General features: G+C 68.9%; 13 protein-coding genes. 8 read left to right on the top strand and 5 right to left on the bottom strand.

Annotation, left to right across the window (positions count from 1 at the left end; translation table 11 throughout):
- Positions 1-56: 56 nt before the first annotated feature.
- From ACFYRX_RS42450 to ACFYRX_RS42435, 4 genes are all read left to right on the top strand, one after another.
- Positions 57-539, top strand: coding sequence for a hypothetical protein (locus ACFYRX_RS42450; protein ID WP_389112213.1), 483 nt, complete (start codon positions 57-59; stop codon positions 537-539).
- A 1,039-nt stretch (positions 540-1,578) separates the two neighbouring features.
- Positions 1,579-1,902: a hypothetical protein gene (locus ACFYRX_RS42445; protein WP_389112211.1), complete on the top strand. Its 324-nt coding sequence runs from the start codon at positions 1,579-1,581 to the stop codon at positions 1,900-1,902.
- Positions 1,899-3,029, top strand: a complete 1,131-nt coding sequence (locus ACFYRX_RS42440; protein WP_389112209.1) for a WXG100 family type VII secretion target — start codon at positions 1,899-1,901, stop codon at positions 3,027-3,029. The genes ACFYRX_RS42445 and ACFYRX_RS42440 overlap by 4 nt, the downstream gene beginning before the upstream one ends.
- On the top strand, positions 3,026-4,471 hold the full coding sequence (locus ACFYRX_RS42435; RefSeq protein ID WP_389112207.1) for a hypothetical protein: 1,446 nt from the start codon (positions 3,026-3,028) through the stop codon (positions 4,469-4,471). Before ACFYRX_RS42440 ends, ACFYRX_RS42435 begins: the two co-directional genes overlap by 4 nt.
- A 423-nt stretch (positions 4,472-4,894) precedes the next feature.
- Here the strand turns inward: ACFYRX_RS42435 and ACFYRX_RS42430 are convergent, their stop codons facing one another.
- Genes ACFYRX_RS42430 through ACFYRX_RS42410 form a run of 5 tightly spaced genes read right to left on the bottom strand, consistent with a single transcriptional unit; the run spans position 4,895 to position 10,421 of the window.
- The gene (locus ACFYRX_RS42430) at positions 4,895-6,652 is read right to left on the bottom strand and encodes a WD40 repeat domain-containing protein (protein ID WP_389112206.1); all 1,758 of its coding nucleotides are present in this window, start codon (positions 6,650-6,652) and stop codon (positions 4,895-4,897) included.
- Between the two features lie 17 nt (positions 6,653-6,669).
- Positions 6,670-7,446, bottom strand: a complete 777-nt coding sequence (locus ACFYRX_RS42425; protein WP_389112204.1) for a nucleic acid/nucleotide deaminase domain-containing protein — start codon at positions 7,444-7,446, stop codon at positions 6,670-6,672.
- A 5-nt stretch (positions 7,447-7,451) separates the two neighbouring features.
- Positions 7,452-8,048, bottom strand: a complete 597-nt coding sequence (locus ACFYRX_RS42420) for an SUKH-4 family immunity protein (protein WP_389112202.1) — start codon at positions 8,046-8,048, stop codon at positions 7,452-7,454.
- Positions 8,049-8,060: 12 nt separating this feature from the next.
- Positions 8,061-8,693, bottom strand: coding sequence for an SUKH-4 family immunity protein (locus ACFYRX_RS42415; RefSeq protein ID WP_389112201.1), 633 nt, complete (start codon positions 8,691-8,693; stop codon positions 8,061-8,063).
- Between the two features lie 9 nt (positions 8,694-8,702).
- A complete protein-coding gene (locus tag ACFYRX_RS42410; RefSeq protein WP_389112199.1) occupies positions 8,703-10,421 on the bottom strand; it encodes a nucleic acid/nucleotide deaminase domain-containing protein in 1,719 nt (572 codons plus the stop codon).
- 204 nt (positions 10,422-10,625) lie between these two features.
- On the opposite strand from ACFYRX_RS42410, the gene ACFYRX_RS42405 reads away from it, so the two are divergent.
- The 4 genes from ACFYRX_RS42405 (at position 10,626) to ACFYRX_RS42390 (ending at position 14,071) form a co-directional block, all read left to right on the top strand.
- Entirely contained in the window at positions 10,626-11,348 is a 723-nt protein-coding gene (locus ACFYRX_RS42405) for a DinB family protein (RefSeq protein ID WP_389112198.1), read from the top strand.
- A gap of 216 nt (positions 11,349-11,564) precedes the next feature.
- Positions 11,565-12,341, top strand: a complete 777-nt coding sequence (locus ACFYRX_RS42400) for a hypothetical protein (protein ID WP_389112196.1) — start codon at positions 11,565-11,567, stop codon at positions 12,339-12,341.
- Positions 12,342-12,464: 123 nt separating this feature from the next.
- Positions 12,465-12,752 (top strand): WXG100 family type VII secretion target, encoded by a 288-nt coding sequence (locus ACFYRX_RS42395; RefSeq protein ID WP_389112194.1) that lies wholly within the window; start codon positions 12,465-12,467, stop codon positions 12,750-12,752.
- A gap of 65 nt (positions 12,753-12,817) precedes the next feature.
- Positions 12,818-14,071, top strand: a complete 1,254-nt coding sequence (locus tag ACFYRX_RS42390) for a putative T7SS-secreted protein (protein WP_389112193.1) — start codon at positions 12,818-12,820, stop codon at positions 14,069-14,071.
- Position 14,072 lies beyond the last annotated feature (1 nt).

Here is a 14,072-nt window from a genome sequence, read left to right as displayed (position 1 = left end):
TGTGCGACGGCAAGCTCCGGGGCGAGTTCTCCGGAACGCTCGCGGGTGACGGTGGCGTGACGTCCGAAGAGACCCACGACTTCCATCCCAAGGAGTGGACCGCGGCCGGCAGATGCTATCTCTACGGGGAGAAGCACTCCGTGGAGATCGACTATCTCTTTCACTCGGACACCATCGACAACCTCGACAAGTACAGGTCCCCGGGCCCCTCCACCGTCAAGACCTTCAAGGTCGGGTCGGCCACCGGATACCTGGAGACGACCAAGGTGCGGGTGGCCAAGGGAAACGTGAACCAGAACCGGGCGTGGCTGGCTCTGCCCTGTGCCATTCCGGGAGAGGCGACACGCGATCACGCCATGCTGGAGATCGAGGTGAAGGAGCCGCCCCCGGCGCGGACCCTCGACGACTCGCTGACCAAGGCGTTCGTCTCCGCCCTGACCGTCGCAACGAGCTACCTCGGTGACGATGTCTTCAAGTGCTCGGCTTCCCCCTCCGCAACAGCGTCCGGATCGGCCTCCCCGAGCGCTTCGGACGGCTGAGACCGGCATGCGGTGGCATCACCGGGCTTTCCGGCGTTTCCGGAGCGGGGAATGCGGGCGTCGTCTGATGGGTTCCGTGGTGGCACTTGCCCGCTGAGTTTCGTTTTCTATGGGTCTCAGCTGCAGTACTCCGCCACCCGGACCGGTCGGGCGTGCAGCGGGAGGCTCCCGGTCGGCCCGATGCTTGAATCCCGTGGGAAGTCGAAACTGTACTTTCCGGTCTCGGTTTTCATACGTCCAGTTGGCAATTCGATGTCTCGGACGAGGTGACGGCGCCCCGGTCCGGCCACTCGGTGCAAGGTGGGCTGCGCCGAGGTCGCCAACGAGACCTCGGCGGGCGCCCTCAACGCATACGGCGCCCACACCTTCAGCGCGATCCGGAGCGCTTTCCGGCACCCCTGAATGCGCGTTGGCAGTGTCTGATGGTTGCTGACGTCGACGAAGCCACGGCATCCGTGCTCCTCGACTGCGACAACTGGATGCCGGAGCAGCGCGGCGTGCGGCGGAGAAGACCGGCTGCGAAGCGGAAGCCGCCGACGTGAGTGCGCTCCCCGCCCCGGTGACCGACGCGAGGACCGTATCGGCTGATGATGCCTCGGGGACCTGGGACGGGATGGCCTTCGCATCGACAGTGCGCGAGACCGACGTAGGAAAGTCACCGGTGGAAGACTGTCTGCTCGTTGGGGGCTTGCAACTCACCGCTGCGTACGGCCCCTTCAGCGACGCGTCCGACGCGTCGGACGCGCTGGCCAACGGCAAGTACGCGGGGTACTACCACGCCTCCCCGGTCGAGGGCAGGGACCGCAGGTTCACGTCGAACCCACTCATGTCGACCTCACCCACGTCGCCGACCGGCCAGCCGCTCGTGATGCCGTACGGCGGAAGGTCTGGATGCCGTCGGGAACGCGGTGAAGGGGCATACGGCGTCCCTTGGTTGACGCAGTCCCTCCATCGTGTGCAGGTACGTGACTCTTCGGTCGGCGCGAGGTTGCGGAAGTGCACATCAAGATCTCGAAGGGTGAGGGGTGCGAAGCGACGCATGTCCGGTGACTTCTATGTGGATCCGCAGGAACTGGCCAAGCTGGCCAACGCGTTCGACACGCGGGCGTACGACCTTGCCAGTGCGGTCAAGGGCTTTCAGGGGGCGGCAGGAGCGGAGCAGATCCACGACGGTTTCGGGTTGCTCACGGAATCCGAGGAGGTGACGTCGACCTACGTCGAACTGGCCTCGGAGATGGCCGAGTCGCTCGGGGATCTGGCGCGGCACTTCGACGAGGTGAGTCAGGCCCTCAAGGACAACGCGGAGAACTCCGCAGCCTCGGACGACGCTCTCACCGGTCTCTTCAAGGGCGGCCGGACGTGAGCGGGGAGAGCCTCGCCGAGAAGGTGTACGAAGCCGGGATCGAGCTCGTGAATCCCGGAGGCCGCCCGGATGTGCTGCGTGCGGCGGCCAAGGGGTGGCGGACCATGGGAGAGGAGCTCGCGGAGGCGTACGGCGGGCTCGACAGGAAGGTGCAGGGCGTCCTCGGCGAGCACTGGCGAGGGGAGTCGGCCGAGGCCTTTCGCGCGTACTGGAAGAAGATCGGTGACGCGGTCCATGAGACTGTGCCGCTGTTCGGGCAGGCGGCGAAGGGGCTTGAGGAGGCGGCCGACAACATCGAGGAGATCAACGAGGAGATCCATCAGATCTACCTTGAGATCGGTGTCTCCATCGCCGCGTCGGCCGCGCTCTCGTTTGTCACCCTGGGCTTCTCCGCGCCTGCCGGAGCCGCCAACGCACTCCGTCTGGCCGCGCAGGCCGCCGACGCCGCCTCGAAGTTGGGGCGCCTGCTCAACTCCGCTGCTCGTGTGTTCCGGTACCTTCGCGGGTTGGCGAGGGGGAACGCGTGGTTGCGGCTGGCTGCCGAGCTCAGTGTGCAGTGGGGCGCGGGAACCGGTACGGGAATCGTCACGAGTTTGGCCACCGACAATGGCCCCGAGTATCAGAGCAATGCCATCAACGGTGCTGTGGGCGTCCTCGGCGGGAAGTTCCTGACGGGCCATCTGGCCTCGACGCTGGGCGGAGGCATGATGGCGAACGCCGTGGACGGCGCGACGGTGGGGGTTCTCTCGTCGGTCGCCGGTGACACCGTCAACACCCTTCGTGGCAAGCAACGATTCGACGGATCGCAGCTGGCACTCGGAGCCCTCGCCGGAGGCCTGACCGGAACAGCAGGGAGTGTGGCAGTGCACCGGGCCACGGACGGCCGGACCCTCTCCGCGACGCACAGCCTGGTCGGTGATGTCGCGACGAACGCCCCCATCGGCTTGGGCCTCGGCGTCGGCGGCAACCTCTCCAAGCAACTCGACGGGGCGGTCAACGGTGATCCCAACGCGGATGCCGAAAAGGAAAGGCCCGGCGCTGCCGCTGACAGTCGGAAGGACGCGACTGAGGATGGCAAGGCTTTGCGGGAGTGGCCCGACACACAGCGCTATGGAGTGTTCGGGTGAGCAGTGAGCGGACTATGGACAAGGACGCGAACGGTGCAGGCGAGGCCGGGTTTCGTCTCTTCCCGCGCTGTGGAAGATTCGTCGCCGCGGCAGTCCCGCTCGCTCTCGTGGTGCTGACCGCCGCGTGGCTCTTCTTGGGAGCCACGCTGGTCCGGACGGCTGCCCTGTGGTGTTCGTTGGCGCTGCTGGCCGCATGCGTGGTGGTCCTGGGCGTGGTGGTGGGGTGCGCGGGCGGTCCGTGCCGTCGCGAGACCTACCGACGGGGAGTGCGGGTCGCTCTGACCACCCCGGGCCGTGGTGAGGGCACAGTGCCCTTGCGGCTGGGCGGAACGCGCTGGTTGTCGGCCCGCTACGCGGGTGCGATGGTCGCCGTTCCCACGCTGTTGACCCTCTGGGTGACGCTGGCGGCAGCCGACGCGCGGGGGACGGGTACGAGTGCTGTACTCGCCGAGGCGGATGCGGTGATCGAGAAGCGTCCCATCGTGAAGATCGAGAACGAGGTCGCGGAGGGGAGCAGCCGCTTCGCCGCCGCCACGGCCGACCTCACGGTCCTGCTCCCGTCACCGAACGGCGGACGCGCTGTGCCGGCCACATTCGAGGCCTCCACCAATCGGCGTCAGGGCGTCGGCAGCGAGCTCTACGTCGCCTACGCCCCCACCCACCCCGAGCTGGGCGCGATCGGCGACGACCAACGCGAGGACGTCGAGCGGCAACTCGCGGGGCGGGCCGTGCAGTTCGGTGACTCTTGGACGATCGCGGGCTTCTGGGCCCTGGCGACTCTCGGCCCGCTCGTCTACTGGTGGAGGAAAGAGAGCCTGCGCCGTCCCCCGCGCACCGTCGGTCCCGACTGGAAGGCACTGCGCGTCACCGTCAAAGGAACCGTCGCGCACACGGACGCACCCCCGCCCGGCAGCCCGGAAGCGGCGGACGAGAAGAAGCGCCGGGAGAACACCCGTACCGTGCGATGCCTGGCGCTGGAGGGCCGCGAACGACAGGTTCCCTTCCACGCCCAGATGGCCGGCGAAGTCGCAGGGACCGTCCTGACGGGCGCACAGGGCTGGCTGCTCTGGCATCCGCGACAGCACCGTGGCCGGGACGTCCTCGCCGAACTCGTGGGCGACGACGGCTGGCAACTGCCGGGTGCGGTCCCGGTGCGGGTGGCGGAGCAGATGGAAGAGGCGGGCGTCATGGATCCCGCACATCCCGACCCCGACCGCCGGGTCCGCCTCCTTGACCTCGGCGCCGGCTGGCTCGCGACCGCGTCCGCGCTGCTCCTCGCGGGGGCCGCGGTGGCACTCGGTTGTCTGGCAGTCCTGCTGCTCGTCCCGGACAGCGGCGCTTGGCGGCTGTGGACCGCCGCGGCGGGTGTCGTGGCACCCCTCGCCGCCTTCACCACGCAGGCGGTGGTGAGGATGGAGAACGGCGACGACGCAACGGGTTGACAGCCCCTTCATACCGGAGCCGCCTCACCTTCTTTCCCCGTAGACCGCGGAAGAGTTACGGCTGCGGCAGCGGTGCCCAGCCTCCCTGCCTCTGCGAATACGCGCCGCCCGCCCTGCGGGCGGCGGTACGACATGGACAAGCTCGACGACCGTACTGCTACGGCGACAGAACGGACCTGCCGCGGCGCAACCGTAGGAAGGTCGCGCCCGAGGCGTTGCGCGAGGAGTTGCGCGGCGAGATCCGGGGCGGTGCCCCGAACGCCCGGGGTACATCCTGGTCAATCCCGCCCAATATCCCGGGATTTCCGTCGCCGAAACCGAGGCCGAGGAGGACTTCCTGGAACTGGCCACGCAGGTATCTCCACGACGGCCCCGGCGATGGCCGGCGCCCCGCAGCGCCTTCGTCTTGGCCGGCAAGCCACCTCACTCCTCCCACAGCCCATCCAGCCGCAGCCGTACGCCATACAGCCCCTCGGCGTTCCCGAGGACCAGCAGACCCTCGGGTGTCATCGTGAGGGCGTCGCAGCCGTGCAGCCATGGCAGCACGCGCACTCTGCCCGAGAGCACGTGCCACAGGTGCAGCTCGCCGTCGCTCCAGGCCACGGCGAGCACCGGGCCGGCGGGGGTGTCGGCGGCGGCGAGCGCGGTGGTCCGGTACCGGCGCTGCTGCACCGGCACGGGCATCGGCTCGGCCGAGACCTCCCACAGCCTCACCGAGCCGTCCGCTCCGGCGCTGAAGGTCAGGGTCAGGCCGTCGGCGGTGTCGACGCAGGTGACGGCCGTGACCGGCTGTTCGTGCACGCGGTAGGAGCGCGGGACGTCCTGGTACTCGCCCAGGGACCACACGTGCACCGTGCCGCCCCGGTCGCCGACGACCGCGTACGCGCTCCGGGAGCCGCCGCTGCCGAGCGCGGTGACCAGCGACTCCTCCTCGGCGAGCGCGGCCGAACCGTGGTGCTCGGCGATGCGCCCGAGCGCGAACGCGGTGGTCGGGTCGTCCTCGGTCACGAGCGGCAGCAGTGCGTCGGACCCGTCGAGCAGCAGCGCCGAACGGGCGTCACGAGGGGCGACGGAACGCGGTCGTACGGGGGTCGGGTGGGTGAATGACGACGCGGTCCCGTCCGGCGCACCGCTCTCCACGTCGTACGTCCGCAGCCGCCCCGCCGGGTCCGACACCAGCAACCGATGCTCCCCGCCCGGCAGTTGAGCCAGTGCGGTCACCGAGAGGTCCGGGCGGGCCCACGCCGCCGACCACCAGTGCCGCTGGGCGAGCGGGCGCAGGTACTCGGTCAGGTGCGGGTCCGTGCCGACCGCGGCGGCGTGCAGCAGGGCGGCCCGTTCGGCGCTGTCGGTGTGATACGCCGTCAGTTCCGGTGCGGCACGCCTCCACACCTCGCGGAGTCGCCCCGGCACCGGGATGCGCTCGTCGGCGAGGGTGGCGGTGAGCGCGGCGGCCGAACCGTGCACCAGGAACCCGGGATCCGCCAACAGGCCGCGTACGGCGGCGCCTTCGTCATCGGTGCGCAGTGCCACGTCGAGGATGCGGCGGCGTACCGCGTCGGGAGCCCGGGACCAGTCCGGGCGGTCGTCCGGTGTGTGCGGAACCGTGGCGACGAGATCGCCGTACGAAGCCTGGTCGGGGCCTTTGCCGACGCCGTCCCCCAGGTCGATGACCTCGACGCCGTCCGTGGTCAGCAACCCCGACCTGCCGACCTCGACGGCCGCACGCAGATGGGGAATCGCGAGCAACGGCTCCAGCAGCTCGGTGACCAGCGTCTCCGGTGCCGCCGACGGAAGATCCGCGGGTCCGGCTCCCGCCCGGTGCAGATCGGGTATGAGCAGCAGCAACGGCCGTTCGTCCGCGCCCACTTGGTCGAGCAGACGGGCGGGGGAGAGGGTGCCGTAGCCGAGCTGGCGCCCCAACTCCCAGGCGAAGGTCTCCGTTGTCAGCCCCGCGGACGGCACGGTGGCATGGACGGTGATCCCCGGCCGGCCGACGGTCCCGGCCAGGAGCCAGGCGAGCAGGCCGCTCTTTCCGCTGCCCTCCGCGCCCCGCAGCAGACACAGCCGGGGTCCTTCGGTGTCGGCCGCCCAGTCGAGCAACTGCTGCCCCGCAGCCCGCTTTTCGTCGTCCAGCGGCGGCCAGGAGGCGATGTCCGGCGTGACGGTACCGACGGTCATGATGTGCTGGATCCCCTTTACTGCGGCTGCTGGGCCGCTGCTTCACGCAGTTGCCGGATGCCCTCGGCGCGGGACTCGGCCGTCTCCCCGTAGGGGAAGTTGTGCGTCAGCTGCGCCTCGGGGAAGGTCTGCCCGAGCCACAGCGAGCAGTAGTGCCCGGGCGTGAAGCAGGCCTCCAACTCGGTGTGGATCCGCAGGACCTGCTCCGGTTCCACACCCGCGGCCTGCAACCGGGCCCACAGCCGCTCCTCCGGGTGGACGCCGATGTCGCCGGCCTGGGTGACGATCTGCTTCTCGCCCTGGTCGTTCAGGATCTCGAAGGCGGTGAACCACTCCGCGCTCGCGGTGTCCCGGATGTCGTCCAGGACGAGGGGCCACCAGTTTTCGCGTCCCTCGAACGCCCGCGCGTCCAGCGCCCGCAGCCGCTGCTCCAGCTCCGCGTACGCGGCGGCGGCCGCCTGCGGCTCGTCGGTGCCGAGGATCGCGGCGAGGGCCTGGTCGAGCGCGGCGAGTGACTGGGCGAACGCCTCCGCGGTCGCGTTCACGAACCTCGACTCCTCGGTCCAGTCGAGGAGTACGGCCCGTACGACGCCCTCGGGGTCGGCGCAGAGCTCGAACCCGCGGTCCGAACCGAGCCGCGTCCACTGCCGGCATTCGTCCAGCACGACCGTACGGCCGACGGACTCGGCGAACTCCTGCAGCGGTACGGGGTCGGACTCGGCCGTCGCGAAGTACGGGCCGACGGTCAGGGGGAGGGTGATCTCCGCGATGCGTCGAATATCGCTTTCATTCATCGCCATTACCTCGCCTCGGGTTCGGCGACATACTCAAGGATGTCGTGCCAGCGGGAATTGCTGACCTCAAGAGCGGCCGGGTCGATTTCACGCATCTGCTCGTTGAGACGGGTCGCGGCACTCTTCGGATCGATGTCCTCGAGTTCCGACTCGAAGTCGTAGTTCGGACGCTCCTTCTCCAGCAGGCGGAGAAAGTGGGCGAAGGAGGGGAGGTCCTTGTTCAGCGGATAGGTCCTGGACTCGTCGCCAGGCAGGCAGTACACGACTCCGGTGACCCCGTCCAGGGCGATGTCGTCATGGGGCACCATGCCGAGAAGGAGCCAGCCCTCGGCCCCTTCGGGCAGGTCGGTCCAGCGCTCGCGGAGGTCGTCGTAGGCGTCGCCGAGCGTCCTGGCCTGCTCCGGAGATCCGTCCACGAGGTCGAACCAGGGATTCGGGCGGCCCGGAATGCCGACATCGCGAAGAAAGTCCGCGCTCGGCCGGTGCCGGATGTCCGCCGCCGCCACCGCCGCCGCGGAAAACGTCGTGAACTCCCCCGGATCGAACGGATCGAACGGACCGAACGGATCGAAACGCCGGACATCGCCTGCGAAGGCTGTCATGGATGGTTCCGCCTAGTCGATGGACTCGTACACGTTCGACAGCACATCGTCCCACGGGGGCAGTCGAGGAGCGTCTTCGTCATCCCGGTCGACCTCCTCCGACCAGGCGGGTTCCACACCCTCGAAAGGAAGCGGATCGGCCTGGATCATCCGTTCCCGCAGAGAGATCGCCACTGCCTCGGAATCGTCGACGTCCTCGGACACCGAGAAGTCGTACTTCGGGCGCTCGACCTGAAGCAGATAGGTGAAGTAGACGAAGGAGTCGAGGTCGCGGTTGAGCGGGAGTGCCCGGTACTCGCCGTCCGGCAGGCAATACACCCTTCCGGACTCGGGATCCAGGACGACGACGTCGTAGAAGATCTCACCGATGACCAGCCAGTTCTCCCAGCCCTTGGGCATGTCCTCGTAGTCGGAGAAGCGGGCGATTTCCGCGCAGCGGCGGAAACGGCCCGGGGTGTCCTCGCCCTCGAAGAGCGCGCCGTCCAGGAGGAAGAAGGAGCTGCGGTCGTGCGGAAGTCCGACCTCGGTCAGGACCGTGCGGGCCGAGGCGTGAAGTCCGGCGGGGAGTTTCTCCTCCTCCCACCTCTCGATCTCCTCGGCGGGGAAGACCGACTCCATCATCGCGTGGTCGACGAGCGGGGGCATGTGCTGTTGCTACCTCTTCTTCGGGTTCATGCCGGTCAGGTACTTCTCCATCGCGTCATTGCCCCTCTGCTTCGAATCCGGTGTGTCGCCGTATTCGACGGTATGGGAGACGCGTACGTCCTTCGGGAGGTACTCCGACATCCAGGCGCTGCAGTTCTGGGCGCCCTTTCCGGTCGAGCAGGGTTCGCGTTCGGTGTAGAGCTCGGTGAGCCCGTCCTTGGTCCCGGCGTTGAGGAACGGTATGCCCACCTGGCGCTCCGAATGCGATGCGGGCCATTTGCTGCGCCCGACGATGATGAACTCGTCATCGCCACCCTGCTTTCCGTAACGGCCCGCGGCGTAGTTCCGGCTGGAGAAGCCCTTCTTCGACTTTCTCCCGTAGTCCTTGTTGGCCTGCCGGGCCGTCTTCGTGGCCTGCGAGAGATCAGTGCTACCGAAGGCTACCTGCTGCGAGGGTTTGCTCTCCCGCCTGTCCTTGGGCGGCAGCGGGTAGTTGCCCGCCTTCCGCTCGGGGACGGTGTCGCCCTGGAGGTTCAGCGAGGTGAGGCGGGTGCGGTCGTCGTCGGTGAGGGAGTGGTGGCCCTCCGGGGTGATCCGGGTGACCTTGCCCTTGTCGTCGAGGTGGTAGACGGGGATGTCACGGCTGGGCGACTTGGTGAGGCCCTGGATTTCGGTCGCGATGCCGTCGTCGTTGTCCTTGTGCCGCTTGGCCATCTGCTTCAGGCCGCCGGTCATGCTCTCGTCGAGGTGGGCGGCGGAGCGCTTGACGCCCCGGCCTATGCCCTCCATGACCTCGTCCACCATGGGGTCGAGCGCCGCGGTGAGCGGGTCCTTGCCGCGGGCGCGGCCGTGCGAGGACTTCGCACGCGACAGCTTGGTGCCCGCCCCGTCCCGGATCTTGCCGCCCGCGCTCTTGAGTCCGCTGCCGGCGCGGTCGTAGGAGTCGGGGTCCATGCTGAACTGACCGCCGCCGCCACCGCCGCTGCCCGAGCCGCTGGATCCGCCGTCGGCACCGGCCAGTTGCATCGACGCGCCCGCGCTGCCGCCGGCGCTCGCCAGTTGCATGCCGCCCGACTTGAGGGTGTCGACGCCGTCGCCCAGGCCCTTCTCACCGGCTTTCGCGGTCTGACCGAGGTCAACGCCGTTCTGTGTGCCGAGGGCGTTGCCGCCGATCTGCACGACCAGGTCGCCCGCCATCGCGCCGATCGCCTGGAAGACCGGGCCCATCGCGACCTCCATGATCCGCCCGGCGATCTCCTCGCACACCTCCTCGAAGATCTTCTTCACGGCGACCCGGGTGACCTGGGTGCCGGCGATACCGCCGAGCGTCGACAGGCCGAAAGTGAGCGGGGCGGCGGCGATGGCGGCCGCGATCTCCGCCGCCAGGATGCCGAGTTGGACGATCGCGGCGAGCTTCGCGCCCTCGATCAGCACGGCGACCGCGTCCAGGGCGGTCGCCGCCACCCGGCCGCCCTCGGCGAGGTTGGTCAGATGCTTGCCCTTGACGAGGTCCCAGTGCTTCTCCAGCGCCTGGATCGCGAGACCCTCGTTGCCACCGATCAGATCGGTGATCGCCTGGTGCGCGTCGGCGGCGCCGTCGTCTATGTCGTCGGCGAACTCCCGCATGGCCTGGGCCATGTCGCGGTAGTCGTCCTCGTCGACGTTGGGCCAGCTGATGCCTATCAGGTCCAGGGCCGCATCCAGCTCGCTCGGCAGGACTACACCCACAAGGCCCCCCGTTCGAAAGTTTCTCGAGGAAACGTAACTTTGATCGAATCGTGGACACAAGTTGAACCACCGTCACATGACTTGATCTGAGGCCCAGTTGGCGCAGACCTTTCCCAACGGAACCTGGAGGCACGGAAATCCGTCGCACCCGCCGCGGAGGGCCGGTTAGCCTCCGCCCGGACGGGACCGAGAGGGGAGCCGGGCATGGAGACGGGACGCGTACGGACCGACCGACTGGGCGTGCTGCTGGACCAGTTCGACTGCGTCAGGGAGCGGGCGCAGGTACGGCTGGAGGGGCTCGGCGACGAGGAGTACCTCTGGGAACCGGTGCCTGGCTGCTGGTCGATCCGGCGCCGGAGCGAGGCGGTGACACCCAGGGCCTACGGTCCCGGCGAATGGCTGCTCGACCAGGGCGCCCCGGACATCCCGGCGGGCGAGTACGCCGAGGTCGCCCGGCAGGCCGCCGACGGCATGAGCGTCCCGAAGATCGCCGAGGACTGGAGCGTGAGCGTCGAGCGGGTCGAGGAGGTCCTCGCCCACACCGGCCCGGTGGAACCCGACATCACGCCGGTCACGACCATCGCGTGGCGGCTCGGGCATCTGCACTCCTGCTTCGCGGGCGAGTGGGAGTGGACCTTCGGCGAACGCCGCCAGGACCCGAAGCAGATGGTCGACTTCACCCCCTCCGCCGCGGTGGCCCAGGCGCGCTTCTGGTCCCTGCTCGACCGCTGGCGCGACGCCGTCGGCCGGGTGACCGAGGAACAGCTCGACACCGTCGGCTTCTCCCAGTACCCGTACGGCTCCGCCCCCGACGAGCCGTATATCTCCGTGCTGTGGGGGTCCAACCTCGAACTCATCCATCACATGGCGGAGATCGCCCTGCTGCGGGATCTGTGGCAGGCGCGGGGCGGGCGGACGTCGTTGTAGCGACCGGGAGCCGAAGACCGCGGAGGCGTGGGCCGTGTGCCGGACGCCCGGCGTCGTGGTGGCCTCCACAGAGCGATTCTTCGGGGGAGTTCCCGTGAACACCCTGTGGACGAGTCGTCGTCGAACCGCCCGACACCGTCCACCCCGCGACACGGCCGACCGACCTTTGAGATTCTGGCGCTCGTCATCGTCAACGGCATCGACAGTTGGGCGGCCATGAACCACAGCAGCCAGGAACGGTCCTCGCAGGGGCGGCAGCCGGGGCCACCGCAGGCCCCGGGACAGTACGGCCAGGCCGCCGCCCCTGCGTCGCCTGCCGGCTCCGCGTCCGAGATCAGGATCGAGATCGACAGCAAGCGGCTGCGTGCGTACGCCCGGACCAAGGCGGGGGAACAGACTCTCACCGTGCGTTCGGCGGGCGAGGAGACGAAAGGAAACCCGCTCGCCCACGTCCATGTGCCTCAGGACGGCCCGGACGGTGGGCGTCAGTCGCGGCCGCCGTTCACCGTGAGCGACCTGAACGCCCAGCTGCTCTGCTCGGTCCGGCCCAGCGGCCCGGGTGTGTACGAGGTGTACGCGGGGGACGGCGCACCGATCGGCCGGATCACACGCCAGGACGGACGGGCGCTGCCATGGCCGCGCCGCCCGCGCTGGACCGTGCAGGCGGTGACCGGCGGCGAGCCTCTCACCGCGAAGCGCGGAACCCCGGCCGGGTGGGCGCTGTTCACCGTGTTCTCCCCGGTCTACCTCGTCATCTGGGTGCTCGGGGCGCTCCAGGGTCTGGTGCCGCTGCTGTTCGGCGACAAGGAAGAGGCGAAGAAGGAGTCGGCCTGGGACCTCGGCCTTCCGAGCCGCGCGCTGTGGCACGCCTCGGGTGATTCCGAGGTCGTCGTCGACTATCGGGGCGGCGGCATCTTCCACATCGCGGCGACGCGGCTGGACCTCCGGCTGGCGTACGCGCAGTCGGTGCTGCACGTGTGGGACGGCGTCTGAGGCACTGTCCGCGGCGCCGTCCTCACATGTTGGCGACCGCGAACATCCTCAGGTACCCCGGCGGTTGACCCTCCGATAATCTGTGCGCCGGTGACTGGATCACGACGACGGGGAGACACGGGGATGGCGGACTTCCAGATCGATGTCGATCGCATGAAGACCCTGATCAACCGGCTGGACCAGGTGGACGACCGCATGCGCGGTGCCCAGCAGCGGCTCAACAAGGTGGGCCCCAAGGGACTCGGCACGGACGGTCTCGACAACGCCTGCGACGGCTTCCAGGACGACTGGGGCGACGGCATCAAGCGGATCGCCGACGGCGCCAAGCAACTGCACGAGGGGCTCCAGAAGACGCTCGAGTCGTACGAGTCGACCGACCGGGAGCTGCAGAAGGGCTTCAGCCAGAAGTAGTCCCGGCCACGTCCCGGCCACCGCCGGTCCGACAACTCGCACACGCACACAACGGGGAGAAGACGATGGGGATGTTCGACGATCCCAGCTGGCCCGGACTGACGTTCAACCCGGCCAAGGGTGACCTGCACACGATCGAGTCGCTGGCGTACGACGTGAAGACGGTCGGGGACGAACTCGACGAGATGCGCGAGATGCTGGTGGGCATCGGCAGGACCGACGGGATCTGGGACGGCGAGGCCGCCAAGAAGTTCCAGGAGAAGGTCGGCGAACTGCCCAAGTACCTTCAGCAGGGCCACGAGTCGATGGCCGCCTGCTCCAGGGCACTGCGCGGCTGGCACGACGAACTCGAGACCATGCAGCGCCAGGCCAAGAACCTCGAGGAACGCGCGGTCGAGGCGCGCAAGCGGCTCGACCAGAAGAACGGCGACGTCGACCGGGTCAACGTCAAGATCGAGGGAGCGCAGTTCCAGCAGCTCACCGAGCAGCAGGCGAAGGCCCTGTCGGAGGAGGCGGACTCGGCTTCCAAGGCCGCCCAGGACGCCGCGTCCGACCTCAAGATCCTCATCCAGGACGGCGAGGCGCTGCGCAGGTACTGGGAGGAACAGGCCGCGAAGGCGGAGAAGGCCATCCGCGAGGCCGCGAAGAACCGGCCGCCGGACATCAGCATCTGGGACAAGATCACCGATGGTCTGAAGGGCGCCTGGGACGGCTTCAAGAACTTCCTGATCGACAACGCGGACCTGTTCTCCACCATCTCCAGCGCGCTGGCCGCGGCCGCGATCGTCGTCAACGTCATCCCGGTCGGCGGCCAGGTCGCCTCCGCGATCCTGGGCGCGGGCGCCATCGCCTTCTCCGGCGCCGCCATGGCCGGTCACTGGATGGGCGGGGCATCGCCCTTCAAGGTCGGCATGGACGCGTTCGGCATGCTTCCCGGCATGGGGGCGGCCAAGGGCCTGTTCACCGGCATCAAGGCGGGAGCCAAGGGCGCCAAGCTCGCCGCCGGTCTCACCCAGGGCGGCAAGGGCCTGATGCAGGGCATCAAGAACGGTGTCATGTCGACCCAGATCAACAAGCAGATCCTGGGCCGCCTCGGCAAGGCCCTGCCCGAGTCGGAGGTCTGGAAGATCTCGCTTCCCACGAAGGCGGGCAGCGCCCTCTTCGGCACCGGAAAGCTCATCTTCGGCGGCGACGACGGTGGCAGCCAGCCCGCGGTGTCGACCCACCCGACCCCGGCGAACCCGAGCCAGCCCTCTCCGGTCCGGACGATGCCGTACCCCGCCACGGGTGACAAGTTCCTCCAGACCCTGGCGGCCTGAG

The organism is Streptomyces sp. NPDC005374 (assembly GCF_042872225.1).
GTDB lineage: Bacteria > Actinomycetota > Actinomycetes > Streptomycetales > Streptomycetaceae > Streptomyces.
Note: the sequence above shows the minus strand (reverse complement) of the source record. Positions and strands in the feature narration are given on the sequence as shown.